At 52.9% G+C, this 26,930-nt stretch carries 25 protein-coding genes, 1 tRNA gene and 1 pseudogene; 14 read left to right on the top strand and 13 right to left on the bottom strand.

Annotated features, from left to right (window positions below; translation table 11 throughout):
* The first annotated feature begins 11 nt into the window (after window positions 1–11).
* From PJE062_RS00950 to PJE062_RS00975, 6 genes are all read left to right on the top strand, one after another.
* Window positions 12–572, top strand: a complete 561-nt coding sequence (locus PJE062_RS00950; protein WP_075697056.1) for a ubiquinol-cytochrome C chaperone family protein — start codon at window positions 12–14, stop codon at window positions 570–572.
* Entirely contained in the window at window positions 565–1,137 is a 573-nt protein-coding gene (locus PJE062_RS00955) for a DUF177 domain-containing protein (protein WP_008546265.1), read from the top strand. Before PJE062_RS00950 ends, PJE062_RS00955 begins: the two co-directional genes overlap by 8 nt.
* Before the next feature lie 167 nt (window positions 1,138–1,304).
* Window positions 1,305–2,354 (top strand): phosphate acyltransferase PlsX, encoded by a 1,050-nt coding sequence (plsX, locus tag PJE062_RS00960; RefSeq protein WP_008546257.1) that lies wholly within the window; start codon window positions 1,305–1,307, stop codon window positions 2,352–2,354.
* A gap of 10 nt (window positions 2,355–2,364) precedes the next feature.
* Window positions 2,365–3,342 carry a beta-ketoacyl-ACP synthase III gene (locus PJE062_RS00965; RefSeq protein ID WP_008546279.1) on the top strand — a complete coding sequence of 326 codons (978 nt, stop codon included), beginning with the start codon at window positions 2,365–2,367 and terminating at the stop codon, window positions 3,340–3,342.
* Window positions 3,343–3,477: 135 nt separating this feature from the next.
* Window positions 3,478–3,789 (top strand): integration host factor subunit alpha, encoded by a 312-nt coding sequence (locus tag PJE062_RS00970; protein ID WP_008546564.1) that lies wholly within the window; start codon window positions 3,478–3,480, stop codon window positions 3,787–3,789.
* A 41-nt stretch (window positions 3,790–3,830) separates the two neighbouring features.
* Window positions 3,831–4,541, top strand: coding sequence for a MerR family transcriptional regulator (locus PJE062_RS00975; RefSeq protein WP_008547200.1), 711 nt, complete (start codon window positions 3,831–3,833; stop codon window positions 4,539–4,541).
* 66 nt (window positions 4,542–4,607) lie between these two features.
* On the opposite strand, the gene PJE062_RS00980 is transcribed toward PJE062_RS00975, so the two are convergent.
* Window positions 4,608–5,036, bottom strand: coding sequence for an Lrp/AsnC family transcriptional regulator (locus PJE062_RS00980; RefSeq protein WP_008546341.1), 429 nt, complete (start codon window positions 5,034–5,036; stop codon window positions 4,608–4,610).
* A 139-nt stretch (window positions 5,037–5,175) separates the two neighbouring features.
* Here PJE062_RS00980 and PJE062_RS00985 point away from each other — a divergent pair, with 139 nt between their 5' ends.
* The 4 genes from PJE062_RS00985 (at window position 5,176) to PJE062_RS01000 (ending at window position 10,540) form a co-directional block, all read left to right on the top strand.
* Window positions 5,176–8,238: an aminotransferase class III-fold pyridoxal phosphate-dependent enzyme gene (locus PJE062_RS00985; RefSeq protein WP_008546743.1), complete on the top strand. Its 3,063-nt coding sequence runs from the start codon at window positions 5,176–5,178 to the stop codon at window positions 8,236–8,238.
* A gap of 258 nt (window positions 8,239–8,496) precedes the next feature.
* Entirely contained in the window at window positions 8,497–8,802 is a 306-nt protein-coding gene (locus tag PJE062_RS00990) for a DUF550 domain-containing protein (protein WP_008546976.1), read from the top strand.
* 98 nt (window positions 8,803–8,900) lie between these two features.
* Window positions 8,901–9,671, top strand: a complete 771-nt coding sequence (locus PJE062_RS00995; RefSeq protein ID WP_008546263.1) for a DUF2793 domain-containing protein — start codon at window positions 8,901–8,903, stop codon at window positions 9,669–9,671.
* A gap of 92 nt (window positions 9,672–9,763) precedes the next feature.
* A complete protein-coding gene (locus PJE062_RS01000) occupies window positions 9,764–10,540 on the top strand; it encodes a glycoside hydrolase family 108 protein (RefSeq protein WP_208982087.1) in 777 nt (258 codons plus the stop codon).
* A 245-nt stretch (window positions 10,541–10,785) separates the two neighbouring features.
* On the opposite strand, the gene PJE062_RS25735 is transcribed toward PJE062_RS01000, so the two are convergent.
* The 6 genes from PJE062_RS25735 to PJE062_RS01030 form a co-directional block, all read right to left on the bottom strand.
* Window positions 10,786–11,214: a hypothetical protein gene (locus PJE062_RS25735; RefSeq protein WP_050773803.1), complete on the bottom strand. Its 429-nt coding sequence runs from the start codon at window positions 11,212–11,214 to the stop codon at window positions 10,786–10,788.
* A gap of 174 nt (window positions 11,215–11,388) precedes the next feature.
* Window positions 11,389–11,465 (bottom strand) — tRNA-Pro (locus tag PJE062_RS01010).
* Window positions 11,466–11,604: 139 nt separating this feature from the next.
* The gene (locus tag PJE062_RS01015; RefSeq protein WP_208982088.1) at window positions 11,605–12,873 is read right to left on the bottom strand and encodes an O-antigen ligase; all 1,269 of its coding nucleotides are present in this window, start codon (window positions 12,871–12,873) and stop codon (window positions 11,605–11,607) included.
* Window positions 12,870–14,429, bottom strand: coding sequence for an undecaprenyl-phosphate glucose phosphotransferase (locus tag PJE062_RS01020; protein WP_008547036.1), 1,560 nt, complete (start codon window positions 14,427–14,429; stop codon window positions 12,870–12,872). The genes PJE062_RS01015 and PJE062_RS01020 overlap by 4 nt, the downstream gene beginning before the upstream one ends.
* 12 nt (window positions 14,430–14,441) lie before the next feature.
* Entirely contained in the window at window positions 14,442–15,656 is a 1,215-nt protein-coding gene (locus tag PJE062_RS01025) for a glycosyltransferase (RefSeq protein ID WP_008546243.1), read from the bottom strand.
* Between the two features lie 183 nt (window positions 15,657–15,839).
* Window positions 15,840–16,397, bottom strand: a complete 558-nt coding sequence (locus PJE062_RS01030) for a polysaccharide biosynthesis/export family protein (RefSeq protein ID WP_008547208.1) — start codon at window positions 16,395–16,397, stop codon at window positions 15,840–15,842.
* 221 nt (window positions 16,398–16,618) lie between these two features.
* Here PJE062_RS01030 and PJE062_RS01035 point away from each other — a divergent pair, with 221 nt between their 5' ends.
* A complete protein-coding gene (locus tag PJE062_RS01035; RefSeq protein WP_008546205.1) occupies window positions 16,619–18,976 on the top strand; it encodes a GumC family protein in 2,358 nt (785 codons plus the stop codon).
* A gap of 35 nt (window positions 18,977–19,011) precedes the next feature.
* Here PJE062_RS01035 and PJE062_RS01040 read toward each other — a convergent pair whose 3' ends face one another.
* Window positions 19,012–20,229: a GNAT family N-acetyltransferase gene (locus PJE062_RS01040; RefSeq protein WP_008546779.1), complete on the bottom strand. Its 1,218-nt coding sequence runs from the start codon at window positions 20,227–20,229 to the stop codon at window positions 19,012–19,014.
* Between the two features lie 391 nt (window positions 20,230–20,620).
* Between PJE062_RS01040 and PJE062_RS01045 the strand changes: the two genes are divergently transcribed.
* Window positions 20,621–21,460 carry a polysaccharide deacetylase family protein gene (locus PJE062_RS01045; protein WP_208982090.1) on the top strand — a complete coding sequence of 280 codons (840 nt, stop codon included), beginning with the start codon at window positions 20,621–20,623 and terminating at the stop codon, window positions 21,458–21,460.
* A 15-nt stretch (window positions 21,461–21,475) separates the two neighbouring features.
* Here PJE062_RS01045 and PJE062_RS01050 read toward each other — a convergent pair whose 3' ends face one another.
* Window positions 21,476–21,679 (bottom strand): DUF2842 domain-containing protein, encoded by a 204-nt coding sequence (locus PJE062_RS01050; RefSeq protein WP_008546191.1) that lies wholly within the window; start codon window positions 21,677–21,679, stop codon window positions 21,476–21,478.
* 290 nt (window positions 21,680–21,969) lie between these two features.
* Here PJE062_RS01050 and PJE062_RS01055 point away from each other — a divergent pair, with 290 nt between their 5' ends.
* Window positions 21,970–23,055, top strand: coding sequence for a COX15/CtaA family protein (locus PJE062_RS01055; RefSeq protein WP_037035763.1), 1,086 nt, complete (start codon window positions 21,970–21,972; stop codon window positions 23,053–23,055).
* Between the two features lie 134 nt (window positions 23,056–23,189).
* On the opposite strand, the gene PJE062_RS01060 is transcribed toward PJE062_RS01055, so the two are convergent.
* From PJE062_RS01060 to PJE062_RS01075, 4 genes are all read right to left on the bottom strand, one after another.
* Entirely contained in the window at window positions 23,190–24,473 is a 1,284-nt protein-coding gene (locus PJE062_RS01060) for an O-acetylhomoserine aminocarboxypropyltransferase (RefSeq protein WP_008547080.1), read from the bottom strand.
* 320 nt (window positions 24,474–24,793) lie between these two features.
* Window positions 24,794–25,234, bottom strand: coding sequence for a CoA-binding protein (locus PJE062_RS01065; RefSeq protein ID WP_008546314.1), 441 nt, complete (start codon window positions 25,232–25,234; stop codon window positions 24,794–24,796).
* Between the two features lie 7 nt (window positions 25,235–25,241).
* Window positions 25,242–25,697 (bottom strand): DUF3052 family protein, encoded by a 456-nt coding sequence (locus tag PJE062_RS01070; protein ID WP_008546331.1) that lies wholly within the window; start codon window positions 25,695–25,697, stop codon window positions 25,242–25,244.
* 23 nt (window positions 25,698–25,720) lie between these two features.
* Window positions 25,721–26,551: an enoyl-CoA hydratase gene (locus PJE062_RS01075; protein ID WP_008546960.1), complete on the bottom strand. Its 831-nt coding sequence runs from the start codon at window positions 26,549–26,551 to the stop codon at window positions 25,721–25,723.
* 187 nt (window positions 26,552–26,738) lie between these two features.
* On the opposite strand from PJE062_RS01075, the pseudogene PJE062_RS26450 reads away from it, so the two are divergent.
* Window positions 26,739–26,930: pseudogene (locus tag PJE062_RS26450) on the top strand (thioesterase); the annotation flags it as partial.

Here is a 26,930-nt window from a genome sequence, read left to right on the forward strand (position 1 = left end):
AGAGAGGTGCCATGATCTTCGGTTTTTTCCGTCGACGTAAAGACACATCCGTCAGAACAACTTACGAGCGGATCGTCGCGCAGGCACGACTACCGGTGTTTTATCAGCACTATGGTATACCTGATACGAGCGAAGGTCGCTTCGAGATGATTGTTTTGCACGCTTTTTGTGTCTTTCACCGGTTAAGAGGCGAAGATAAGGCGTCCCGAAAATTTGCACAGGCTGTATTCGATTATTTTTTTCAGGATATGGACCAGAGCATGCGCGAGCTGGGTATTGGCGATGAAGGCGTGCGCAAACGTGTCCGGATTATGGTCGAATCGTTCTATGGCCGCACCACCAGCTACATGCAGGCTTTGGAAAACAAGGACAATGCCGCTCTATTTGAGGCCTTTATGAGAAACATCTATGGGCAGAGCGGGGAAGCAGTTGCGATAAAGGCGCTGGTTCATTACATGCATGAGGCGGTGGAAGGCCTTGCTGCCCTTCCTACTTCAGAAATTCTTGCGGGCGACGTCAAATTTGTGGCTCCAAAAACAGAACTTATAAGGGAAAGCGCCAGTAATGGCTGATACTGATTACCCGTGGGTTTATCAATTTGATGCGACGCGTCTTGGTAATAAAACCAAGCATCTGAAACTCTCTTTGAATGAGAGCGAGCGGGCGCAAATCGCCAAAGCCTATGATCTGCTTGAGCTGCCGGAACTGGATGTGGACCTTGAGGTGCGCCCGTGGCGCCGTGATGGATTGGCCGTGCGTGGCCACATTCGTGCCAAAGCCATCCAGCAATGTGTCGTGACACTCGAACCCGTTGATTGCATGATTGACGAAGAGTTCGACCGTACATTTTTGCCAGAGCAAGATTCCCGGGGGCGACGTCGCAGTGACGATGATACCTTGGAAGTAGATCTGGATATTGATGAGAGCGATCCACCGGACTATTTCGACGGGCCGCAGGTGGATCTCGGAGCGGTCATTTGTGAACATTTTGCTTTGGGTCTTGATCCATTCCCTCGGGCTGAAGGGGTTGAAATGGATGAGAAATATGCTCCGGACCCAGAGGAAGAACTAAAACAGGATGAAGAGCAAAAGCCTTCTCCCTTTGCTGCGCTAGAGGCCCTTAAAGGCAAAAAGTAATTCTTAGAGTGCTGCAAAGGTTTTTTGGAGGTGGGTGTTGCGAGACGTTTATAATCGAGTATCTTCGCGACGCGCATTTCCACTGAACATAGGGAAAATGCTCTTAACTATTCCAAGGTCTGCCGATACAAGGGCAGACTTTGTTGGGACAAGGCAAGAAATTGGAAATGTCTGAAAAAATACGTATTTCTCTTGATGCTATGGGAGGGGATTACGGTGTTGAGGTGGTGTTGCCAGGTGCTGATCTGGTGTTGCAACGCTGCCCGAATATCGAGTTCCTGCTTTTCGGTGATGCCAAGGTCATCGAGCCAATGCTCGAGGAATACCCTCGTCTGAAACAGGCATCTGTCGTTCATCACTGTGATGTTTCCATTGGAATGGATGAAAAGCCCAGCCAGGCCCTTCGTAAGGGGCGCGGGAAGTCTTCCATGTGGAACTCCATCGCTGCAGTGAAGAACTCTGAGGCTCATGTTGCAGTTTCTGCCGGTAACACCGGCGCGCTGATGGCCATGTCCAAGTTCTGCCTGCGCACCATGTCTGGTATTGAGCGGCCTGCAATTGCCGCCATCTGGCCGACACTGCGCGGAGAATCCATCGTTCTTGATGTGGGCGCGACTATTGGCGCGGATGCTCAGCAGTTGATCGATTTTGCAATTCTGGGCGGCGCGATGGCGCGTTCTGTCCATGGTGTCAGCCAGCCTACGGTTGGCCTTCTCAACATCGGTGTTGAGGAAGTGAAGGGTGTTGAGGAAGTGCGGACCGCAGGCAAGATGCTGCGTGACCTTTCTCCTCCAAACCTTGTTTACTCCGGCTTTGTTGAAGGTGATGACATTGGCAAGGGCACGGTTGACGTTGTGGTCACCGAAGGTTTTGCAGGTAATATTGCGCTCAAGACTGCGGAAGGCACAGCAAAACAGTTTGCTGGCTATCTGCGAGCTGCTATGAGTCGTACGCTCATGGCGAAGATTGGTTATCTTTTTGCACGCGGTGCGTTTGAACGCCTGCGCGCGAAGATGGACCCACGTAAAGTGAATGGCGGTGTGTTCCTCGGGCTGAATGGCATTGTGATCAAAAGCCATGGTGGAACAGATGCCGAAGGTTTTGCTGCTGCCGTTGAACTGGCCTACGATATGGCCAAGAATGAACTGATTAAAAAGATCTCTGACGATCTGGCAAACTACCATCGCGGTCGTTTCTCAGAGGCTGAAGAAAACTGAAGGGTTTAAAGTGAAGGCACTTCGCTCTGTATTTTTGGGCTGTGGCAGCTATCTGCCTGAGAAAGCACTTACTAACCAGCAGCTTACCGAGATTGTTGACACTTCGGATGAGTGGATCGTTCAGCGTACCGGGATCAAGAACCGTCACATTGCTGCAGAAGGCGAGTTTACTTCTCACCTTGCAGTGAATGCGGCCAAGGCTGCGCTGGAAAATGCCGGTGTTGATGCGCAGGACATCGATCTGATCGTTCTGGCAACCTCCACACCTGACAACACTTTCCCGGCCACAGCTGTTGCTGTGCAGGCTGCGCTTGGCATCAACCACGGTTTTGCGTTTGACGTTCAGGCTGTGTGCTCCGGCTTCGTTTACGCTGTGACCACTGCGGATGCCTATTTGCGCGGCGGTCTGGCAAAACGTGCGCTTGTGATTGGCGCAGAGACTTTCTCCCGCATTCTGGATTGGGAAGACCGCACGACCTGCGTTCTGTTTGGCGATGGCGCTGGCGCTGTTGTGATGGAAGCGCAGGAAGGTGAACCTTCCATTGACGAGAGTGGTGTTCTGACCTGTCAGCTGCGTTCTGATGGTCGTCACAAAGAGAAGCTTTACGTGGATGGTGGTCCTTCTACCACTGGTACAGCAGGTCATCTGCGTATGCAGGGCAAGGAAGTGTTCAAGCACGCGGTTGGCATGGTCACTGATGTGATTGAAGCTGCCTTTGATGCCACTGGCACATCTGCGGAAGATCTGGACTGGTTTGTTCCACACCAGGCGAACCAGCGCATTATTGATGCGTCTGCCAAGAAACTCGGAATCGCTCCTGAAAAGGTAGTGAAAACAGTTTCCCAACACGGCAACACTTCAGCGGCATCGATTCCTTTGGCACTGGACAGCATTGTAAAAGCTGGCAAGGTCAAAAAGGGTGATCTGATCATGCTGGAAGCCATGGGCGGCGGCTTTACCTGGGGTTCAGTGCTCCTTAAGTGGTAAAAAGCAGCAAAAAACCCCAGAGGGTTGCAATTCTTAGCAAATGAGCTGTTGACCCTGACGCCGGTTGGCCATACCGTAACTTGTTGAAAGCAAGCTTTATTCTTACGGATCATGGCTTTACCGGAGGAGGGTGGAATGGGTAGTCACACTGTAACCCGCGCTGATTTATGTGAAGCGGTTTACCAGAAGGTCGGCCTATCTCGGACTGAATCTGCCGAACTCGTCGAGCAGGTGCTCGCAGAGATTTCTGCAAGCCTGGAAAATGGCGAGTCTGTCAAACTGTCTAGCTTTGGCTCTTTTGTTGTTCGCTCGAAAGGTGAACGCATTGGCCGTAACCCAAAAACAGGCGAGGAAGTTCCGATTTCTCCACGCCGGGTTATGGTGTTCAAGCCAAGCAATGTTCTTAAGCAGCGCATCAACGATGCACTGGTTGAGGGCGCCAGCTAATTTGCTGCCCCAAAAATAATAAGGTTTAGAGGGTCTGCATCGTGGAGAAGAGCGCCGACGCGTTCCGAACAATTAGTGAAGTAGCAAGCGAACTGGATCTGCCGCAGCACGTTCTGCGGTTCTGGGAAACCCGGTTTACCCAGATCAGGCCTCTGAAACGAGGTGGTGGTCGCCGCTACTACAGACCTGACGACCTTGAGCTTTTGCGCGGTATCCGCCATTTGCTCTATGGGGAAGGCTATACGATTAAAGGCGTGCAACGTATTTTGCGAGAGCAAGGCGTGCGCGTCGTTATGGACGTTTGGAAAGAGGGAGGTGGCGTTGTCATCCCGACCTCATCCAGTGCGTCCACGCCTGTAGGCGTTGCTCCTGATCCATCCCAGGTTTCTGATCATTCTGTACGCAGTGCAGCGGAAGCTGCTGTGGCTCAGGCTGTGATGGCGCCTGCACAGGATGTTTATGAGCCTCAGGAAGATTGGGTTGCTGAGCGACCTGCAGAAACACAGGCAGATCTTCCGCTTGAAACTGAACCGGAACCACAAATGCCGCTGCCATCTGGTTTGTTGCCAGATGATGAGCCAGAGGCTGGTGGCAAAGGGGGGCATGGCGCATTTGGCTTCATGGACCGTCTGATGGGTTCAGAGAAGGAAGAGGCTGTTGCGCCTGGACTTTCCAAGGACGATGTTGATCGTCTGCAGTCCACGCTGTTTGAGCTGCTGGAATGTAAGCGTATGCTGGATCAGGCACGCTAGTCAGGTCTATTTGATTTCAAGGTTTAGGGCGTTCACTGTTTCACGCAGTCGGCGCCCTTTGTCGTTTCAGGTACGCTGAAATTCATCCCGTAAAATGACTGTGGTTGTCAGGTCTTTCACGCCATCAGTGGAGGCAATGGCATCGCGCACGTTGTTCAGCACTTCCATGGATGGAGCGACCACTTCAACCACCAGATCCAGTTCGCCGCTGACAGAACTGACCCGCTTCACTTCCGGGAAAGCGGCCAGTACGTCCAGAATTTCGCGCATGGGGGTGCGGGAGAGGCGGATGAAGAGGAAGGCAGAGATGTGGGTTGGGTCGAGACCGCCTATGTCTGCTCTGTAGCCGCGGATTGTGCCGTTGTTCTCCAGCCGGGTGATGCGCTCGCTGGTGGCGCTGCGGGACAGGTTGATGCGCGCAGCCAGTGTTTTGATCGGAATGCGAGCTTCTTTGGAGAGGATCGCGATGATCTCGCGGTCGGTGGCGTCGAGCATTGGTGGTCCTTAAAGCGGGCTTTCAGGAAGAGTGCCGTTAAAATACTTATTAATCGCGACATAGTGTCGGCGCAACTGACATAAAGTCGGTATTCTGAAATATCAGCGTGGGATATATTCGGGCCAACCGGAGAGACCCATGACTGATATTAGCCATCCCGCCCCGAATTTTGACCGTGAAACCATTGCTGAGCTGCTGAATAAGCATTGGGATCTGAAAGGTGATCTGTCGCCGCTGGAAAGTGAGCGCGACCAGAACCATCGCCTTGAAGCAGAAGATGGAACGCGCTGGACCGTGAAGATCGTCAATGCCAGCGAGCCTGAGGCAGAGACTGGCTTTCAGACGGCTATGCTTCAGCATCTTGCTGCTTCTGCGCCAGAGCTGCCAATGCCACGACTGCGCCTGACAAATGACGGCGGTACCACGCAAAGTGTCGTTGGGCCAGATGGAGCACAGCATGCAATGCGCGTGGTCTCCTGGGTGACAGGTGTACCGCTGGCTGAGACCAAGCGAGAGGAGGGCGTTGTTGCCAGCCTTGGCACTTTGCTTGGCAAGATGGACAAGGCGCTTCGCGGTTTTGTACATCCGGGAGCTTTGCGCAGTTTTGAATGGGATCTTCGTGCGGCAGGTGATGCGCGTGATCGATTGACCGCCATTGGCGATCCTGATCATCGGCGCATTGTGGAGTACTTCCTTGAGCGCTTTGATCGTCTGGTTGCTCCCAAGCTCGCTGGCCTACGGGCTGCTGTCATTCACAATGATGCAAATGACTGGAATGTGCTGGTCGATCCTGATGATCATTCCCGTGTTTGTGGTCTGATTGATTTTGGGGACAGCTTGCATACGCCGGTGATTGCGGAAGTTGCGATTGCGGCGGCCTATACGATTATGGAGGTAGCTGATCCGATTGAGGCGGCAGCGGATCTGGCTGCGGCTTATCATGCGGAGTATCCGTTGGAAGAGGGGGAGGTTGATCTTCTCTTCGACCTGATCGCTATGCGCCTTGTGACCAGTGTGAGCCTTTCTGCGCTTCGGAAAGACGAGACTGAAGACAATCCTTATCTGGCGGTCAGTGAAGCGCCAGCATGGAACCTGCTTTACAAACTTTACAGCATGAAGCCTGCGTTCGCGACGGCGATCCTGCGCAAGGCCTGTGGGTTTGAGGCGGTGCCAGGAGCGCGGAAGGTTGCTGAGTTCTGTGCGAAGAACCGCAACTCCTTTGCTGGGTTGTTTGAGCGTCATCCCAAGTTGATGTCCAAGGCCATGGTGCCCTATGGAGATCCTCAAAATGAGATGACTGTGAAGTCTCGGGATCGTCAGCCGGAAGCGGCGCAGGAGTGGTGGGAAGATTACTGCGAAGCTCACAATGTGGAGCTGGGCATCGGTCCATGGGGTGAAAGCCGCAGTGTTTACTCCTCTGACTTTTTTGAGAGCCGATTTATTGAAGGTGAGCGTCGCCGCAATCACTTGGGGTTTGATCTGTTCCTTTCATCTGGCACCCGCGTTTGTGCACCTATGGATGGCAAGGTCCGTTCTGTTGTGATTGAAACTGATCCGCTTGGCTATGGCTGCATGATTGCACTGGATCATGAGACAGACTGCGGTCAGCCCTTTGTGAGCCTGTGGGGGCACATGGCGCATGAGGCGGCAAGTCGATTAAAGGCGGGCGATGTCGTTAGAGCCGGTGAGACGGTTGGCTACCTTGGTGCCGAGGATGAGAATGGGGGCTGGGCACCTCATCTGCACCTGCAGCTTTCAGCGGATGTTTCTCTAAGTGCTGAGGAGATCCTTGGTGTTGGGGAGGAGAAGTATCTTGATGTGTGGGCGGATCTGTTCCCATCCGCCATTGATTTTGCAGGGCTTCCTCAAGAGACATTGGGCAGTGATGGGCGTTCTATTGATGAGATTGTGTCGTCGCGTCGCCAGAACCTGTTGCCGAACCTTTCCATCTCCTACAGCGAGCCGATCAAGTTTGTGCGGGGTGAAGGGGCTTATCTGATTGACCATCGCGGACGGGCCTATCTGGATTGCTTCAACAATGTTTGTCATCTGGGACATGCGCATCCAGAGGTGGTTGAGGCGCTTTCTCATCAAGCAGGCCTGTTGAACACCAACACCCGTTACCTGCATGACAATATCGTGGAGTACTCCGAGCGTCTGACCGCCACATTGCCGGATGATCTGGCTGTTGCGTCCTTTGTGTGTACGGGCAGTGAGGCGAACAGCCTGATGATCCGTATGGCCGAAGCCCATACGGGCCGCCGGGATGCGGTGGTTTTGGACTGGGCTTATCATGGCACCACACCTGAGCTGATTGCGCTGAGCCCTTACAAATACAAGCGCAATGGCGGGAAGGGGCGGCCTGACCATGTGTTTGAGGCTGCCATTCCTGACGCGTACCGCGCTCCTGTAGATTGGGCACCCGAAGAGATCACTGCGCGTTATGTGCAGAGCGTAGCTGAGCAGCTGGATCTGATGAAGAAACAAGGCCGTGCGCCAGCTTTCTTCATTGCTGAGTCAATTCCAAGTGTGGCTGGTCAGGTGTTTATGCCAGATGGATACTTGGATGAGGTTTACAAGCTGATCCGTGCTGAGGGTGGTTTGTGTGTGGCTGATGAAGTGCAGGTTGGCTTTGGCCGGGTTGGTTCTCACTGGTGGGCTTTTGAAACCCAGGGTGTGACGCCTGATGTGGTGACCATGGGCAAGCCAATTGGTAATGGTCATCCTATGGCCGCTCTCGTTACCACGCGCGAAGTAGCAAAGAGCTTCAACAATGGTATGGAGTACTTCAACACATTTGGCGGCAATCCGGTTTCCTGCGCGGTTGGGCTTTCTGTTCTCAGTGTAATTGAGCGGGATGGACTGCGTGAGAATGCCCGCGTGGTTGGCGACTATATTCTGGCTGGCTTCCGCAAGATGATGGAGAAGTATGAGTTCATTGGCGATGTGCGTGGTATGGGCTTGTTCCTTGGCGTGGAGCTGGTGAAAGACCGCAAAACCAAGGAGCCTGCAACGGATAGGGCCAGACGCGTGGCGAACCGTGCCAAGGATCTGGGTATCCTGATGGGCACTGAGGGGCCCTATGACAATGTGTTGAAGATGCGACCACCGATGATTTTTTCTAAGGAAAATGCGGATTACTTGCTGGACGTGCTCGATCAGGCCATGAATGAGTCCGTTTCGGCTCTGGAAACCATGTAAACTATCAAAAAAGGGCCAAAGTCTGGCCTTTTTTACCTGAAGAATAGGCGGGGACAGGAGGTTGTCTCCGCTTTTTCTTTGTCCTGAGGGCTAACTGGATAGGGATAAGCGTGAGTTCATTTCATGTTCAATGTCCGGAGGCGTCGCTCAAGATCGCAACATACTGAGTGCTCCGGTTTGGTGTTTCGGGTTTGTTTTCAATTGGGTTGGCTTACCAACCTTGCGGGAACAGGCCCCAGAGTTTGAAGGTGGGCGAACATGGTAACCATTGAAAGCAGTGCAAGCATTACCGCCTGGGGTGAGAGAACCTTTGGTCAGGTGGCTGATCTGAATGCATTGATTGAGCGGGCACGCGAAGAGCTGGCAGCTCTGCAAATGGCTGTCGAAAGCGGTGACAGTGCGCGTGATGTTGCAGCTGATGCAGCTGAGATTGCTATTCTATTGCATCGCCTCGTTGGTCTGCATGGTGCCGAGCTTTCCTTTGCCGTTGATGAAAAAATGGCGCGTAACCGCACCCGCATCTGGTCTCTGGCTGGTGATGGTACCGGTCGTCACGTCGCTTAAGGCATCCGCCAGAGCTTTACGGTCTCATCAAGACTTATCCCCCTCGTTACGCTGAATGATACGCTTTTGCGTAGGCTAGGCGATCTATGGGGATCTTGATGAGTGAATGGACGACACATCTTAAGCTGCCGTTTCTGGCAGCTGCTCAAGCACAAAAGCATGTGACACATAACGAGGCTTTGGCGCTCGTTGATCTGGTGGTGCAGCTTGCTGTTGTTTCTGACAGCGTAAATGCGCCTCCTGCGGACCCTGATGAGGGTGACCGCTACATCGTGCCTGCAGGTGCCACGGGCATCTTTGCCGGACATGAGCACAAAATCGCGGCCTTCGATGGAGGTGTCTGGCGATTTCTGGCACCAGTTGATGGCTGGGCTGCCTGGGTGCAAAGCCTGGGTGCTATGCGTATCTATTCCGGCGGTGTCTGGGTAGGGTTCTCTTCCGTTGCAGGGCTGGGCGTTGATAGCACCACTGGCGGTGCTGCGTTTCAGCAGGAAACGACGGTACTTAGCGAAAGTGCGCATAAGGCACAGAGCCAGTTCGTGACCGTTGATGAACTGATCACTCTTTCCGGTAGCTATTCCGACAGCACTCTTCACATTCCTTCCCGAGCAATTGTCTTTTGCGTTTCTACGCGTGTGACAGAGGCCATCACTGGCGCGAGCTCCTATGATTGTGGGGTTGCGGGCGAGACCAGCAAGTTTGGTGGTTCGCTGGGTGTGACTGCTGGCTCAAACAATGCCGGGGTGATTGGGCCGACAGCGTTCTATGCAGATACGCCTGTTCGAGTCACTGCGAATGGAGGCGGCTTCACTGGGGGTAAGCTCCGGCTTTCCTTGCATTACTTCCTGCCGATTGTGCCGCAGAGTTGATGATATCTGATTACGTTTTCTGGGGCCGCTTCTGCGGTCTTTTTTGTGTTTTGATGGAGGCCCTGAGCCTCCTTTTTTGTTGGGAGATGCTGATGAAGTCTACGTTTGACCTGATTATCGCTGATTTGCTTCACACCGAAGGCGGGTTTGCCCATCGAAGCCGCAAAGCGGATCCGGGAGGGCCGACACACTTTGGGATCACGCAGGGTACATTGAGTGCGTGGAGGGAGCGAAAAGTGAGTGTGGAGGAGGTTCAGGCTCTGAGCCAGTCTGAGGCTGTTGAGATCTATCGGGCGCAGTATTGGGATGCTGTGCAAGGGGATCGTTTGCCGCTCGGTCTGGATTATGCGCTTTTTGACTTTGCGGTGAACTCCGGTCCTGCCCGAGCCGTGAAAACACTTCAGATGATCCTTGGGGTGGGTGTTGATGGTGTGATTGGCTTGAAGACGCTTGCTGCGATCAAGCAGCGGCCCGTGATCTATCTCGTGAATGAGCTTTCAGCTCAAAGACTGGCTTTCATGAAGCGGTTGCGGAACTGGCCTTACAACAAGAACGGCTGGTCACGCCGGGTGCGGGACGTGCAGGAAAAGTCGCTCAAGCTTATGGAGAATAGCGGCAGGCAAAAGCAGCCATTGCCAGTTCTGGATGGGTTTGATCGCGGGCAGGGGGCAAAAGCGTTGGGGCAGGAGACGGGTGCGATCAATGCGTTGATGACACCGGAAGGTCTGAGCAAAGCTGCAGCGGCTGTTTCTGGCTTGGCAGGAATGCTTGCTGGTTCTGGCCCTATGCAATGGGCGTTTGCTCTTTCACTGCTGATTGGCGTGGGTGTAGGTGGCTATCTGCTGGTGCAGAGAACGCGGGAAGCCTGATGAGTGGAAGAAAAATGGTCGGGTAGGCCGGATTTGAACCGACGACCCCTTCACCCCCAGTCACGGGCATCTACCCCAACTCATTGATGTTTGGCAAATAGAGCCACTTTACTGAGCCCAAAAAACCAACAAACCCAATAGAGCTAGATTGGGCTTGGTACGAGTGTACCAAATGTTGGATTGGTTACTTCAGATATTGCTTGATAGCTCTATTGTGAGGTGGATGTGCTCGTTCAACTAGTTCACTAATGTGAAACGGTTTCAGGCGTGGTCCTTGGGTAGTTAGTGTATTTTGCCTTGCATTTAGGGCATTGCTTCTCAATCCGACTTTGAGTTTGAAGAGGAATTTGAAGATCGTGTTGTTGCTCGCAGACAGGGCAGAAGGGATCTACAAATGCCTCTCCATTTTCATTGAGGCCAAAGTTATACCCTTGATGATTGATCGTTTTATACTTGCTTCGTTGCTTCTCTTTTAGACTAATGATCTCTCTTTCTTTTAGTGCAATTTCCTCTTTTGCATCGGCTAAACTAATTTTGGCATCCGCGAGTGCGGCGTATAGTTCTGCGACTTGAAACTTATACGTCGCGTCATTTAATTGACCATCGAACTCTCTCAGAGCTTTTGCAACATCGAGTGCTTTGCTGATGGCAGTCAGGCCACTCATCAAATCCATTTGAAAATCCTGTCGGCTGAAAACAAATCTTCGGTCGTAGTTGAGCTCAAGGGTAGCGCACTACACTTTGTGAAGCTAATTTTTTGAAGGCTGATTTTGGGGATTTTTTCGCAAAAAAGTGCTCAAATGAGCCGAGGGGAACTACACTTTAAAAAGTTAAGTTATTGAAAAGATTGGTCGGGTAGGCCGGATTTGAACCGACGACCCCTTCACCCCCAGTGAAGTGCGCTACCAGGCTGCGCTACTACCCGAACCTATGAGGATACTTGCGCCTGGATGCGGAGACCGCACATGCAAGTATTCCTATTTCAGGAGTAGCCTTAACGGCTTATCCTTACAACTTTCCTACCTAATTCAGGTTGTCTGATCAAGGATCAAATGCGGCTGGCGTTATTGTGTTGGTGGAAAACGCCTGTAGCGGGAAATGCCGGATTCCGCTGCAATGATAGCCCACAGGATGCCGAGCAGCAGGAAGTAGTGGCGCCAGTGGTCGCTGTCAATAATGAAGCTAACACAAGCGTGTAGCAGGAACGCCACGTAGGTGCAGACGATGTATTTCTGCCATGGACGTGGTTTGAAAACCAGTGGCAAAGCTTTGATCAGCGTCCAGAAAACGAGCGTTACATAAGAGAGACCACCAAGCCACCCGTAGGTTGTAAAGGCCTTTAGATAGGCGTTGTGCTCATCCTCCGGGAAGATGGAGTTAAACCCGCCAACACCTAGGCCAAATGGGCGTTCTGTGACAAGCGTGAAACCTTCCCCCCAGCGGCCAAAACGGCCCAAACGAGCCCCGTCGTAGTCCTGAACAAGCTTGGCGCGGAGAGTGAACATTTCCGAGATTGATTCAATGGAAAGGATTGCCAGGAGCGCCACAACAAGTCCGATACCTGCGAGGCCAAGAATGCCGAGGAGCTTTAATCGTGGGACTGAACGACGCTCATTGATGAAGACGAGCAGGAATACCATGAGCGCTCCTCCGAGTGTCATGCCCCAGGCTGCGCGGGAGAAGGAGAGGAAGGCGCCGAGCAACAAGATGAGCAAGATGCCCGCTTTGAGGATGTTCTCCTTTAGTGGCTTAGTCAGGATGTCGTAGGTGATCAGCAGCGTTGGCAGCAGCAGGAACGGACCGTAGACGTTTGGATCTTTGAAGGTGCCTTTGGCGCGGCCATACAGGGTGAACTGGTCATACGCTCCGGGGAAGGCGTTGAAGTATCCAGCAACGGCCAGCAGCGTCGCAAACAGGGCTGCGAGCATGTATCCCTTCTCAATCGCCTCAATCCGCTCGATTTTTGCGGAGAGTGTTGCTGCGTAGAGGAAAGACGAGAAGGCTAGGAAGACCGTGACTGCGTAGAAGATGACAGCTTCTTTGGTGTCTGCCGCTGCGGGCAAAGCCATGATGCCGCCTACAATGTAGAAGCACAGCAGGATCAGAAGCGGCAGGATGTCTTTACGCAGCTCCAGCCCAAAGAAAGACCAGCCCACCAGCAAAAGTGCGATGAGCAGGTCATATGGAGCCGGTTCTATGATGACGAGCGCGCTCACCGATGCGGTCAGAAACAACAGCGCACGGGCGATTGTTTCTGTGCCGATCGTCAGAGGCACGTGCCAGAAGGGGCGCGTGCGTCCGATAACATCGTGAGGGCGCGATAAGTCGGTCAATATGCGTTTTCCGTTTCCAGCAGACAGAACGGCGTTTTAATCAGGATGTAGAGATCAAAGAAAACAGACCAGTTCTCGATATAGTAGATGTCGCATTCAACACGCTTTTGGATCTTGTCTTCTGTGTCTGTCTCTCCGCGCCAACCTTTGATTTGCGCCCAACCCGTCACGCCAGGCTTCACTTTGTGGCGTGCAAAGTACCCATCCACCACGTTCTCATAGAGGCGGTTTTCGGCCTTTGCAGAAAGGGCATGAGGGCGTGGGCCGACAAGTGACAGCTGGCCCATCAGCACGTTGATGAGCTGCGGAAGTTCATCGATTGATGTCTTTCGGATGATGCGGCCAACCTTGGTGACGCGCGGATCGCCTTTGGTCACCAGTTTGGAGGCGTTGGCGTCCGTCATGTTGTGATACATGGAGCGGAACTTGAAGACGTCGATCAGCTCGTTGTTAAAGCCATAGCGCTTCTGGCGGAAGATAACCGGTCCGGAACTGTCCAGCTTGATCAGCAGTGCCGTGATCAGCATGACAGGGGAGAGGGCGATCAGCGACAGGCTTGCAAAGAAGATGTCGAATGCCCGTTTGGCGATGGTGTCCCAATCCGCAATTGGCTTTTCCAGAACATCAACGAATGGGACGGTGCCCACGAAGGATGATGCTCTTTGACGGAAGCGGAGTTTATCTGCGTGTGCGGACAGGCGGATATCGACCGGCAGCACCCAGAGTTTCTCCAGCAGCTGAATGATGCGCTTTTCTGCGCGGATCGGGATCGTCACCAACAGCATATCGATCTGTGCGATACGAGCAAACTCCACCAGATCAGAAACGTTGCCGAGCTTCTGATATCCGGCGACGCTCGGCGGGGAGCGGTCGTTGGAGCGATCATCAAAGATGCCGCAGATCTCGATGTCATTGTTTGGCTGGCGCTCCAGCTCTGCAATAAGGTCAGCGGCTGCTTGTCCGCCGCCCACCAGAACTGCACGTCGACTCAGGCGGCCCATGCGTGTCCAACGTACGATGAAACCGCGCATGACCATTCTGAAGATGGTCAGGACTGCAGCGCCGCTGACAAACCACTTCAGCAGGAACGCCTGCGGAATTTCAGCGGAAGGCAGGATCAGAAGCAGAGACGTGATCAGAGCGGCGAACACCAGTGCCCATGCTGTGATCAGGCGCATAACTTGCGCAATCACTTTTTGCAGGGCGTTGGCTTGATAAAGATCTGCCATCTGAAACAGCATGATGCCGATCATGGAGGCTTCGAACAGCGCAAAGATCTGCCAGAGGGGTGGGATGTCGAGGGCTGCTCCGCTTAAGTAAGCGGCAATGCCCGTGATGACGATCAAGGCCGCATCTGCCGTACGCATAAAGCCATCAAAAACGGATTTGGAGATGGTGTTGGTGCGCAGGGTTGCTGCCACCTCCAACGCATCCTTGGAAAGATTACTGATTGTGACGTCTTCGTTGTGCGTTGCAGGTGTCTGGTGACCGTCTATCGTGGTTTTGTCGTCAGGTGACGGGCCACTCTCAATTACATTGAAGCGATGTTTGACCATGTTGCCGTGCGCCTAAGTGAGTTTTTCTGGTGAGTGCAGCGCGGACTGTTGAGACTGCTGTGAAGCGTCTGCCAGTTCGTTCTTCGCACTTTGAACGGGTTGATAAAGTTGGGTGATGCTCTGCGCCATTTGCGACAGAGTGAAATTGGATTTGAGGTGGTCCTGCAGTTGCAGGCTCAGCTTGATCTGTTCATCCGTATGCGACAGCGCCCAGCTGACGGCGTTGGTCAGGGCTTGCTGGTCGTCGGGTTGAACGAGTGTCTTCTTGTGCTGCGCATAGATTTCAGGAATGCCACCAACACGGGTTGTAATCAGTGGCTTTTGAGCGGCAAGCAGCTCCAGCACAATGTAGGGAAGGGCTTCTGCTCTGGACGGAATGACAGCCGTTTTACCCAGGGGGAGAGCCTGATCGAGTTTCTGGAAGCCATGGAACGTGATGTAGGCCTGCAGGTTCCTGTCGCTGACCATTTGCTCAAAGAGCGCACGATCCGGTCCGTCGCCGACAACAGCTAGGGTTGGCCTGGAGTTGGTGTTGCGATGCAGGTCATCAATGGCGTTGATGAGCAGGTCAACTCCTTTGAGCAGGCGTAACTCACCGATAAACAGGAGATCAGCAGCGTCCTCATCAACTGGGCTTTGCCAGAACTCAGTTTCTCTCAGGCCGTTATGGACAATCTTGCTGTCTGGGCGTTCGCCCTTCATGCCGATCTTTTGTTGATAAGCGGCTTTCTCAAACGCACTGGTAAACACAAGTGAGTCTGTGAGCGGTCTCAAGAGCTTTTCAAGCGTGATGTAGACCTTGCCTGAGGTGCTGGAAAAATCGTAGTGCAAACTTCCGCCGTGAGGGCTGTAAACACGTCTGGTTGGGAGACCGCCTAGTTTAAGCGCTGAGCCGATCGTGCGTGCCCATACTCCCCCCTTGGCGCCATGGCCGTGGAGCACATCTGGCTTTAAAGGAGCAAGATGTTTGAGCAGTTTGAAGAAGCTGAACAGGTCTTTGGGAGCGAGCGCCCGGGCCATTGGAACGGTGATTAAACCCAGAGAAAATCTGGGCTTTAATGCTTCCAGCTGTGCCAATGAAGAGGATGGAATATCGTTGGAGGCGCAGACGATGCCGAGCTCGTGACCCATCTCAATCTGCTCTTCGACCAGATCCATAAGATGGCGAAACGCGCCGCCTAAAGGCGCACGTATGCAATGAACGATTTTCAGCTTGTCCGTAGACATCCGCAGCAAACTCCCCACCGCGCATGCATGGTCTGATGCTCCCCAGCACAGACCGCCGCGCAACTGAGTTTATTGCTAGCTTAAAATACTGTTTGACCTGTTAATCGACAGGGTTAATTAACTCTTAACCTGCGGTTTTAGCTTAACAAGACGCAAAGGCATGTAGAGTGCATGCTCTTAATTTTAAAAGAGCCGCTCGTGCACATACAGTGTGTCACCCGGACGGACTGGCGCTGTGATTGGAACAACGCCGTTGGTTACTTCAGCGCCCAGTTGGCGGGTCAGATCTACATCTTGCTGGCGCGCGCGCGCTGTGAAGCCACCGGCTGTTGCGATGGCGTTCTGCACTGTCATGCCTGGAAGATAGGCGTACTGGCCTGCATTTCTGACTTCACCCATGACGAAAATTGGACGATAGACGGCCACTTCAACAGAGACATCCGGATCGCGGATGAAGCCGTTCTTCAGGCGTGCGCGGATCATGCTTGTCAGTTGCTTGGGTGTTTTGCCGTTTGCGTTGACTTGCCCAATGAGTGGGAAGGCGAGGCTGCCGCCCTGATCAATCTTATAGGTGTTGGACAGATCAGCCTGTCCAAAAACAATGATGCGGACTTCGTCACTCGCGGCAAGCGTGTAAGGCTGGACCAGTTCCTCATGGAAAGCAGGCTCTGGCTTTTTATAAGATGAACAACTCGTTAACAGAGTTAAGCCAGCAATAACTGCTAGTAGGCGCGGGCGCATTACGAAATCCTTTAAATTCATTGGGAGTATATTTCGGCGCTCAAGGTTAACAGAATATAAATATTGTAATTATCCTCCAATTAATTTTGTAAGAATTGTTGGGCTCTTTGTCATTTCTTTCCAGCATTTGATTAAGGTGCTTAATAACTTGGTTACCCTGTCTATGCATTCTTGTGCGCAGAAAATTGTTTCGGGCTTTGTATTGAGTGGGGAAGTGGGCTGTGCCGCAAGAAGATGTCTTTCTTGATATGGGCGTGCTGTTCAAAAAAGTGCTGAAGGGACTCCTTTGGGTGATCCCGTTTGCAGCGCTGGTCGCCTTTGGCACCTTCTATCTGGCCAGCAAGCAGGCTGCTAAATACACCAGTGAATCCAAAGTTCTTATCGATACTGCGAAGATTGTGCTGCCGGGGCAGATCCGGAACAGTGAGCAGGAACGCTCCCTCTTAGATAAAGAAGGCATCGCCAGTCAGGTCCAGCTGCTGCAATCGCGCGATCTGGCGCGTCATGTTGTTCAGAAGCTTGATCTTGAAAACAACAGTGTGTTTGCTTCCAAGAGTGAGCCGGGCCTCGTTGATCGGCTGATGACCTCCGTCGGGTTTGAGCCAACTTCCAATCAGGTGAGTAAAGCTGAGCGTCTTCTGAACAAGTTCACCAGTAATCTGGATGTCTATCAGGTGGATGGCTCCCGCGTGATTGCGGTTCGTTTTACCAGTAAGGACCCGGAGCTGGCTGCGCGTGTTGCGAACACCGTGGTCAATGAGTACCGCACACTGCAGGATAACGCGAAGCGGGCTGTAACCAACAATACAGCGGATGCGCTTGCTCCTCAGGTTGCTCGTCTTGAGAATGAGGTTGAGGCTGCGCAGCAGAAAGTTGCTGAGTTTCGCTCCGGTGCTGATTTGTTGCTAGGTTCTGAAAACAGAACACTTAATCAGCAGCAGTTGTCAGAGCTGAATTCTCAGGTCTCCGCTGCGATCGTGGCGAAATCTCAGGCTGAAGCGCAGGCTAAGCAGATCCGGTCTTTGTTGGAGAATGGCGGATCCCTGGAAACTGCAACGCAGGTTCTGAACTCGTCGCTTATTCAGCGTTTGCGGGAGCGTCAGCTGGCGTTGGAGAACCGTATTGCTGAGCTTTCCACCACTTTGCTGCCGAACCACCCGCAGATCAAAGCTCTGCGCTCTCAGCTGCGTGGGTATGATCGCCAGATCCGTGCTGAAGCTGAGAAGATTGTTATTGGTCTTGAGAATGACGCCAAGATCGCTCAGGACCGTTATGTTGCCTTGAACGCGCAAGTGAATGAGTTGAAGAAAGAAGCGGCTCGTTCTGGCGCTGATCAGGTGCGTTTGCAGGAACTAGAACGTGAAGCGCGCTCTAAAGAAGAGCAGCTGAACCAGTTGCTGGTGAGCCTTCGGGAAGCAGAAGTTTTGCAAGGGGTTGGAGTTCTGAATGCTGACTCTCGTGTGATTTCCCGTGCGTCTGTGCCAAGCGAGCCATCAGGCCGTAAACCATCTGCACTTGCTGCTATTGCTGGCTTCGCTGCGTTCTTCCTGGGATGTCTCTGGAGCATTGTCCGGGCGTTGATCTCTGGTGAGGTGCTGCGCCGCGAGTCTTTTGCCACGCCAGCTGCACCTGCGGCCAATCCAAAAGAGTCTATCGGGACTGCAACATCAAATGCGTTGGAAAGCGTGGTTGATGCAACAACCCGCAGCCATGCAGTTGCTGTCCCTCCTGTTGAGCTGAAACCTTCCTTTGAAGAAGAGGAGGACAAGCCAGCTCCTGAGGAAGAAGAGGTTGCTGAATACGAGCTGACAGAAGAGCAGGCTGAGCTTCATGATGATGCGGAAGACGAAACCGTTGTTGATGAAGCTGAAGAGTTTGATGAAGAGCAGGACGAAGAAGAGCACGAGGTTGAAGTCCCTTCTATCGATTTGAAAGAAGTGAAGGCAGACAATGCAAACCAGCTGGAAAAGGTGAGCCGTGTTGTTGTGCTGAGCGTTGAGGACGAAAGCCTTTCTTCTCGCGTGGCTCTGAGCTGCACTCGTAAAATTGCTGCCCGTGGTATCATGCCAGTGGTCGTTGAAGTACGCTCCGAAGGTGGGGAAGGTGCTCAGTCTATCCTGAAGGAAACACCGCTCGAGGAAGTGGGTGACGTCCCGCAGTCCGAAGATGGTTCAGAGCCGCTCAAGCCGGGCTTTTCTGAGTTGTTGGAAGGGGAAGCTGCCTTTACGAATGTGATCCACCGCGATCCGGTTTCTCGTGCGCACGTGATACAATCAGGTGTCATGCCTATTCGGGATGAGGTGGTTTATGGCGGCCGCTATAACCTTATCATGGAAGCGCTTGATCTCACCTATGATGTGATTGTCGCTGACCTTGGCCTTATCGAGCCAAGCCTGATTTGTGCGCAGATGCTCTCTGAAGCGGACCGTGTGATCATTGCGACGGATGGTTCTCCTGCAGGACCTGAGTTGGAGAAAGCGCTCTCTATTCTGGAAAAGCACACTAAGGCACCTGTAGAGGTGGAGCGTGTGGTCAGCAATGAAGCTGCTGCGTGGTTGCAGGTTGATATGGCGGCGTAAGAGCTGCCATTTAACAGCATATTCTCAAAAGAATTTTAGTGCTGTAGGCGGGCGAACATTCCGCGGATGCGGCGGTATAGCTGCCAGAAGCTCTGGTTGTTTCTGAGCTTGCGTTTTGAGCTGAGTTTAGCGCTTTCTACGGCTGCTGCGAGTTTGCCTTTAAAGGTGAGGGGCTCAATCCAATCTTTGAGATACTCCGGCTCTGCCCATGCCAGTTTGAAGCGTTCTTCCCCCAAGCCGAAATCAAAGACTTCCAGTCCTTCCTCGCACATGTCCTCAATCACGTGTTGCATGAGCAGCTCGCCCGGACTGTAGCGCATCAGGTCTCCGCTGATGATGGATGTGCAGTAGCAGTAGATGCGTTTTCCGGATTTGAGGCTGAGGCAGGTGCTGATGATCTCATCGTCAAGTTTCAGGCTATAGATCAGCGGCTTTGTTGGGCTGTCCTCTTTTGCCAGATCAGCGAAGACCTCGCGTGCGAAGCTTTGATAATTGGGCAATGCAAAAGCTGTCGGAATGCCGGTTTCGGCTTGCCGCACTTCGCGTTGTTTGATCATCGCGTCCACAGTGGCTGACGCACCTTCGCGGGTTACTTCGTTTGTGAAGGTGAGTGTGCCGAGAGATTGTAGCTTGTTCAGTTTGCTGCGGTGCTTCTTGCGGGCGGCTTTGGAGCGTTTCGCTTTGAGGAACTCTTCTGCCGGGCCTTTCAGCTCAAACGGATAGATCGCGTTGGTGCTGGTGGTGTCGTCCATACGCACCAGAGGATTGTCGGAGGCTTCCACCTTAAAGCTCATGTTGCCCAAGTGGATGAGATCAACTCCCCATGCCTTCAGTGCAGCAAACAGGCGAGGGCGGAGGAAGTGGGCTTGTGGTGCGGCCAGCAACTCCTTTGACCAATACCCTGTGTTCTGGTTGAAAATCTCCTCGCCAAGCCATCTTGCCGTTTTCGCCAGATGACACTGGTGAAGGGCGAGGGGGAGAAGGACGTGGAGTTTCTCGTCGATGTATCCAGCAACAATCAATGCTGTGGCTTTTTCGGAAGCAGCCACGTGTTGCGCCCAGCTTTTGCACCATTCGTAGGCGTGATAGGCGCTTCCTTGGGCTTCTGCTTCCAATGCCAGCCAGTCTGCTCGCACTTGCTGCAGGTCGTTGCCGGTGTAAATCTGAAAGGAGAGTTGGCCCAAATCCAGCGTGGTCTTGCGATCAGCGCATGATGTGCTCTCGCTTTTTTCGGTGGATTGAGGAAGTGCCATTGAGAATGCCCTAAATAAAATACAAGGAATTATTAGTTCCAAGCTCTTAATGAATCTCAAATCTAACTATGTAGAGCAACCCAAATTGAAATTAATCGTAAATAATTCCCAGTTACAATTTGATACAATTTCGGTTGGGAACTAGGGGGTCTCCGTGCGGAAATCCTTCAAACATTTATTTATTAGTTGCGCGAGTTATCTTTTTAGCAGTCGTGGTCCCGCTCGTTTTTTTAAAGGGGTGACCGCTGGCGATGGTGTTATTTTTACGCTGCACCGCGTGCTGCCCGCGTCAGATCGAGCTTTTCAGCCCAACAAACTCTTGGAGGTCACGCCGGAGTTTCTTCGAGATACTGTTGAGCAGGTGCGAGCTTCTGGATACGAATTTGTATCATTGGATGTTGCGCTTGAGCGGCTTCGAGCTGGCGAGAAGTCTGCCTCCAGGTTTGCTGTTCTGACGTTTGATGATGGCTACAAAGACAATCGTGACGTGGCTTACCCAATTCTGAAGGAGTTGGGCGTCCCTTTCACGATCTTCATCAGCAGCGAATACAGCAACCATAACTCCGAGCTTTGGTGGATCATTCTGGAGCAACTCATTGCCGAGAATACGAGTGTTTCTCTGCGATATGGTGAGCGGCAGTTCAATTATGATTGCTCGTCACTTGAGTTGAAGGAAACTGCTTTTGAAGCTTCACGCTGCATGCTGATCAGTGAAGTGCCTGAGACCGCTCAAAGAGAGGTTGTTCGGGAAGCTGCAGAGCGATACGGTCATGACTGGCGAGCGCTGTGTCAGGAACTTATTCTTTCCTTTGAGGAGCTGAAAGAACTCGCTGAGGACCCTCTGGTGAGCCTAGGTGCTCATACCGATACCCATCCGATGTTGGCGCGGCTTTCAACTGAGGCAGAGATCCGGCAGCATATACAGGCCGGGCAGCAGGAAATGGTTGCGCGGCTTGGCAAGAGGCCGACTATGTTGGCGTACCCTTATGGATTTGCTGAGGCGGTTGACCGACGGTGTGAAGCTGTGGCGGAGGAGCTTGGGTTTGCGGCGGCTGTTACAACGCAGCCTGGAACGCTCTCTGCGAAAAACCTTGAGCGGCCCTATCATTTGCCGCGGGTCTCGCTAAATGGATTGCATCAAAACCAGAGGATGGTTGATGTGTACCTGACCGGGGCAGCCTTTGCGGCCTATCACGCGGTGAAACGCGCCCGGTCCTGGCTGCAGAGGTAACGAGCGCTAGAAAACCTAGCGCTTCTTATAGGTCCAGCTGATGATCATGCCTGCCGGGATAACCCAGATCAGACCAGCGATTGCAAAGAAGATCAGCTTAAGGGACCAGTGTTTGTCTGCCATTGTCAGATCGCCAATCACCATGGCGACGAAGACATAGACGACCACAAACGTGACCAGAAAAATCATACCGATGAAGCGGCGCACTGGCGAAGCCATATAGTTCTCCTTGAAAGCCTCATTGCATTGGGCTCTTCTTTTCCGCGCAAGCCATAGTTCAAAATGCATATATTTTTCAAGAGGATCTTGCTGATAATTTGCAGGTCTTGCTGATCTGATCCTACTGGTGAGCCTCTAAGCCTATGACAGCGCTGCGCTATTGAGCGACCTGCTTTCGCCTGAAAATTCTAGGTAATTTGTCTAGACTGCTGTGAGGATCTGCGTATTTTTCCTGATTTAGCTGCGGATCTGACATATATAGGGGCAAACAAGCTCTTCGAATAGGTGTCATGTCTACTCCGTTCTACACTTCAGATCTTTCCGCTCAAGACCTATCCAACCGCAGGCAAATTCGTGTGTGGTTGCTGTTCATCTGCTTTTTGATTTTGGCCATGGTTGTTGTTGGTGGGGCGACCCGCCTGACGGATTCCGGCCTTTCCATCACTGAATGGAAACCAATTCACGGTGCTATTCCGCCGCTGAATGCAGCTGAGTGGGAAGAGGAGTTTGAGAAGTATAAGCAGATCCCTCAGTATAAAGTTCTCAATGAGGGGATGACGCTTGATGAGTTCAAAGGCATTTTCTGGTGGGAGTGGGGGCATCGCCTGCTAGGCCGCGTGATCGGTCTGTTCTTCTTCATCCCATTGGTGTGGTTCTGGGCACGCGGACAGGTCAGTTCCTGGTTGAAACCACGGCTTGTGATCGCGTTTCTGCTGGGCGGTTTGCAAGGTGCAATTGGGTGGTGGATGGTGGCTTCAGGGCTGGTGAACCGCATTGATGTGAGCCAGTACCGTCTTGCCGTGCATTTGAGTGTAGCGTGTATTCTGTTCGCCTACCTCTATTACCTTGCTGGCGTTCTCAAGCGTCGCCCTGAGTTGAAACGCGACGGCTGGGATGTGTTTGGTGATGGGCTGATGGGGTCGTATGGTCTGGTTGCTCTGGTGCTCTTCCAGCTGTTCCTTGGGGCGTTGGTTGCTGGCCTGAATGCGGGCCTGACCTTCAACACATGGCCGCTGATGGATGGGCAGATTATCCCGTCCGGTCTGTTCATCATGTCTCCTTGGTGGATCAACTTCTTTGAGAATGTGATGATGGTGCAGTTCCAGCATCGCATGATTGCCTACCTGTTGGTTGTGGCTGTGTTCCTGCAGAGTTTTTATCTGATGCGAGGGAACCGGGATGCTGCGTTGAAGCAGAATGCCAGCTGGTTGATGGTGGCGATTATCATTCAGGTTTTCCTCGGTGTCGTGACTCTGCTCGGAATGGTTCCAATGGATCGCGCATTGGCACATCAGGCCATGGCGCTGATTGTTCTTGCACTGGCTGTTGAGCAGGTTTGCCTGCTGCGCCGGGAAAAGGAAGCTGCGCTCAGATAGTGATTCCGGTTTCTGGAATAAGTGATTGATGTAGAATCGAAAAAGGCGCCTCCTAGGGCGCCTTTCTTGTTTTTTGAGCTAAAGCTTGGAGATTGATTCATTTTCCAATCTCAAGTCTTTGACTTATTTGAGGATTATGCGTTCTCAAGTGCTTGTTTCAGATCTGCGATGATGTCTGCAGCATCTTCAATGCCGATGGAGACGCGCACCACGTCTGGACCAGCCCCTGCTGCTGTCTTCTGTTCGTCAGAAAGCTGGCGGTGGGTGGTTGAAGCCGGGTGGATGACGAGTGAGCGGGTGTCGCCGATGTTGGCAAGGTGAGAGAACAGTTCCAGACTTTTCACCAGCTCGACGCCTGCTTCGTATCCACCTTTCAGGCCAAAGGTGAAGACAGCGCCTGCGCCCTTTGGGCAGTACTTCTGATGTGCCTGATAGAATGGATCGTTTGCGAGGCCAGCGTAGGAGACCCAGCTGACGGCTGGATGGCCTTGTAGGAACTCAGCGACCTTCAGTGCGTTGTCAGAATGCTTTTGCATGCGCAGGGCCAGCGTTTCGATGCCGGTGATCAGCATGAATGCGTTCTGCGGTGAGATTGCAGGGCCAAGATCGCGCAGGCCTAGGACGCGGCAGCAGATTGCGAAGGCGATGCTACCGAAGGTCTCGAAGAGGCGCATGTCGTTGTATTCAGGGCGCGGCTCAGTCAGCATTGGATATTTGCCGGAGGCTGCCCAGTCGAATGTGCCTGCATCAACAATCGCACCGCCCATGGAGTTACCATGACCACCCATGAACTTGGTCAGGGAGTGGAGCACGATGTCTGCGCCGTGTTTGATTGGCTGGCAGAGGTATGGTGTTGCCATGGTGTTGTCGACGATCAGCGGGACGCCAGCTTCTTTGGCAACGGCTGAGATGCCCTCAATGTCCATGACCACGCCGCCCGGGTTGGCAACACTTTCAATGAACACAGCGCGGGTGTTTTCGTCGATCTGATCTGCAAAGCTCTGCCCATCCAGACCTTCCGCCCACTTCACATCCCAGCCAAAGCTCTTGAAGGAATGGTTGAGCTGGTTGATGGTGCCGCCATACATGCGCTTGGAGGCAACGATGTTGCAGCCCGGGGTCATGAGTGCGTGGAAGGTGAGGAGCTGTGCCGCATGACCGGATGCTACTGCCAGAGCTGCTGTGCCGCCCTCCAGCGTTGCGACGCGCTCTTCAAGCACTGCTGTGGTTGGGTTGGTGATGCGGGTGTAGATGTTGCCAAACGCCTGAAGACCGAACAGGGAAGCTGCGTGGTCTACATCATCAAACACAAATGAGGTGGTTTGGTAGATTGGTGTTGCGCGTGCGCCTGTGGTTGGGTCTGGTTTCGCGCCTGCGTGAATTGCAAGGGTATCAAAGCCTGGGGTGTTCTCGCTCATGAGGCAGTCCTTTCAATGCGCTTGCAGGATGGAGCGGTGCTGCGCAAGGTGCATGGCGTGCAAACCCTTGGAACAGGCGCGTCATTCTCTGCTGAAATTTATATAATTTCCCGCTAGGAACTATGAGGGGGCAACCGCAGGTTGGCAAGCGCAGAAGGGAAAGATGAGCGCGCTTCACTCTTGCAGAAAGCTCAAGCAATATGACGGCTATTTGATGCTTGAAATTCTGTTTGCTTTAGTGGTGAGGGATTGGAAAATCATTCTAAGAAGTGAAGTGCGCTCTCAGATGTCAGGAGCCGAGAGCGCATGAGAATACGTGTTTAGCTGGTTGCAACAGATGCCAGGCGCGGGATTTCGATCTTTGGGCAGCGGTCCATAACCACTTTGATTCCCTTTTCCTCTGCCCGTGCAGCTGCGTCGTCGTTTCTTACGCCCAGTTGAAGCCAGATGGCTTTGGGAGGTGTTGGCAGTGCGATAGCTTCATCGATGACGCCGCCTGCGGCTTCTGAGTTGCGGAAGACATCGATCATGTCTACGGCCTCTGGTAGCTCGCTCAGGGATGCGTAGACTTTTGCGCCTGCGATTTCGGTGCCAGCCTGTCCTGGGTTGATTGGATAGACGGTGTAGCCTTGCTCCAGTAGGTAGCCCAGCACGCGGAAGCTGGCACGTTCCGGCTTGTTGCTGGCGCCGACCAACGCGATTGTCTTGGTGCTTTCCAGAATGTTCTGAATGTAATCGTCGGAATAGTGATCGTGGTTCATATTCTTATCAACTCTCTGCAATTTCTGTGGCTGCCTGCTGCCTTTGCCGATGCGCGGCACGCAGCTCCTTGCGAATGACAAGTTTGAGACCGGACCAGACTGCATCAACGGCGCAGACCTTGATATCCACCAGCCCCATAGGCAAGCAAATTTCTCTTACTGTATCTTCTGTCACCTCAGAGGGGACTTTGGATGCTTTCTTCGGCCACGACACCCAGATCATGCCGTCTGCATCCAGTTTCATGCGCAGCTTACCCAGCAGATCTGACAGTTCGCTTTGACCTGTTACAAAGATATGGGCAGTGCTTACGCCGGTTTCCAGAGTGGGTAGGAGGACCAGATCGTCAACTCCTGCGGTAATTTCATCGGAAACGCTCTGCGGCATGTTGTGCCACCAACAGTGCATGCCGGGTTTCAGACCAAGTTTTTGAGCTAGTGATCTTTTCGAATACCCGGCTGCCATGCTTGCTGCTCCTTACTGACTGATCAGCTATCTTTCCATTCCGGAGTGCGCTTTTGCAGGAATGCGCTGATGCCTTCTTCTGCGTCATTGGCCAGCATGTTTTCTGCCATGACCTTGGAGGTGTAAGCATAAGCTTCTGCCAGTGGCATATCTGCCTGCTTGTAGAAGGCTTCCTTACCGGTTTTGACTGTCAGGGCAGATTTGGAGCCGATGACTTCAGCATATTTCTGCACCACAACTTCCAGATAGTCTGCCTGCACCACGCGGTTGATCAGGCCGTACTCTTTTGCAGTGGAAGCATCGATGCTTTCACCGGTTAGCAGCATTTCCATGGCCTGCTTGCGGCCAATGTTGCGGGTGAGGGCAACCATTGGTGTGGAGCAGAAGAGGCCGATGTTGACGCCAGGTGTGCAGAAGGTTGCTGTGTCGAGTGCCAGAGCAAGGTCGCAGGAGGCGACGAGCTGGCAGCCAGCTGCAGTGGCAACGCCCGTGACGACAGCAATGACTGGCTTTGGCAGGTTCACAATCTTCTGCATCAGTTCAGCACACTGGTCGAATGTCTGCTGGTAGAAAGCTTTGCCACCGTCGGCTTCCGCGCGAGCTGCGGTGAGTTCTTTCAGGTCGTGGCCTGCGCAGAACACCTTGCCTTCTGCACCTAGCAGGACAACGCGAACTTCCGGGTTGGCTGCGGCTTCATCCAAGGCGGCGCAAAGCTCTTTCATCATGGCCATGGACAGAGCGTTCATGCGCTCCGGGCGCTGCATGACGATACGCTGAACACCATTGTGCAGCAGTTTGCCGAGCATTGGACGCTCTGCTTCGCTCTGATCTTTTGCGGTGTCTGCGTCAGACATGGTGGATCTCCATCGTGCTTAAAATAGTCGTTGAGATGCCTTTAGCAGGCTATCTGGCCTTGATTAAGTGTTAAATCACAGAGTGAACAAAACTTGAGCCTAGCGCAACGGTTTAGAACTTTTGTTCAGCTGGTAAATCGCAATCTCATATATCAGTATGTCGGTTTGCATGAGGAGGAGGGACTTCATGACCAGTGAGGTGGCGGCGCCTGCTGTTAAGTTTAGTCCGGCAGAATTGACGGAATTTCTGGACAAGGCATTCCCGCAGATGCATGCGCTGGGGCGCGCATATTTCATCGACGAAATTCTACCGGGAAAAGCCATTGTCAGGCTGAAGGCAGGGGATGTTCATCTGCGACCGGGTGGGACTGTTTCCGGC

This window comes from Pseudovibrio sp. JE062 (assembly GCF_000156235.1).
Lineage (GTDB): Bacteria > Pseudomonadota > Alphaproteobacteria > Rhizobiales > Stappiaceae > Pseudovibrio.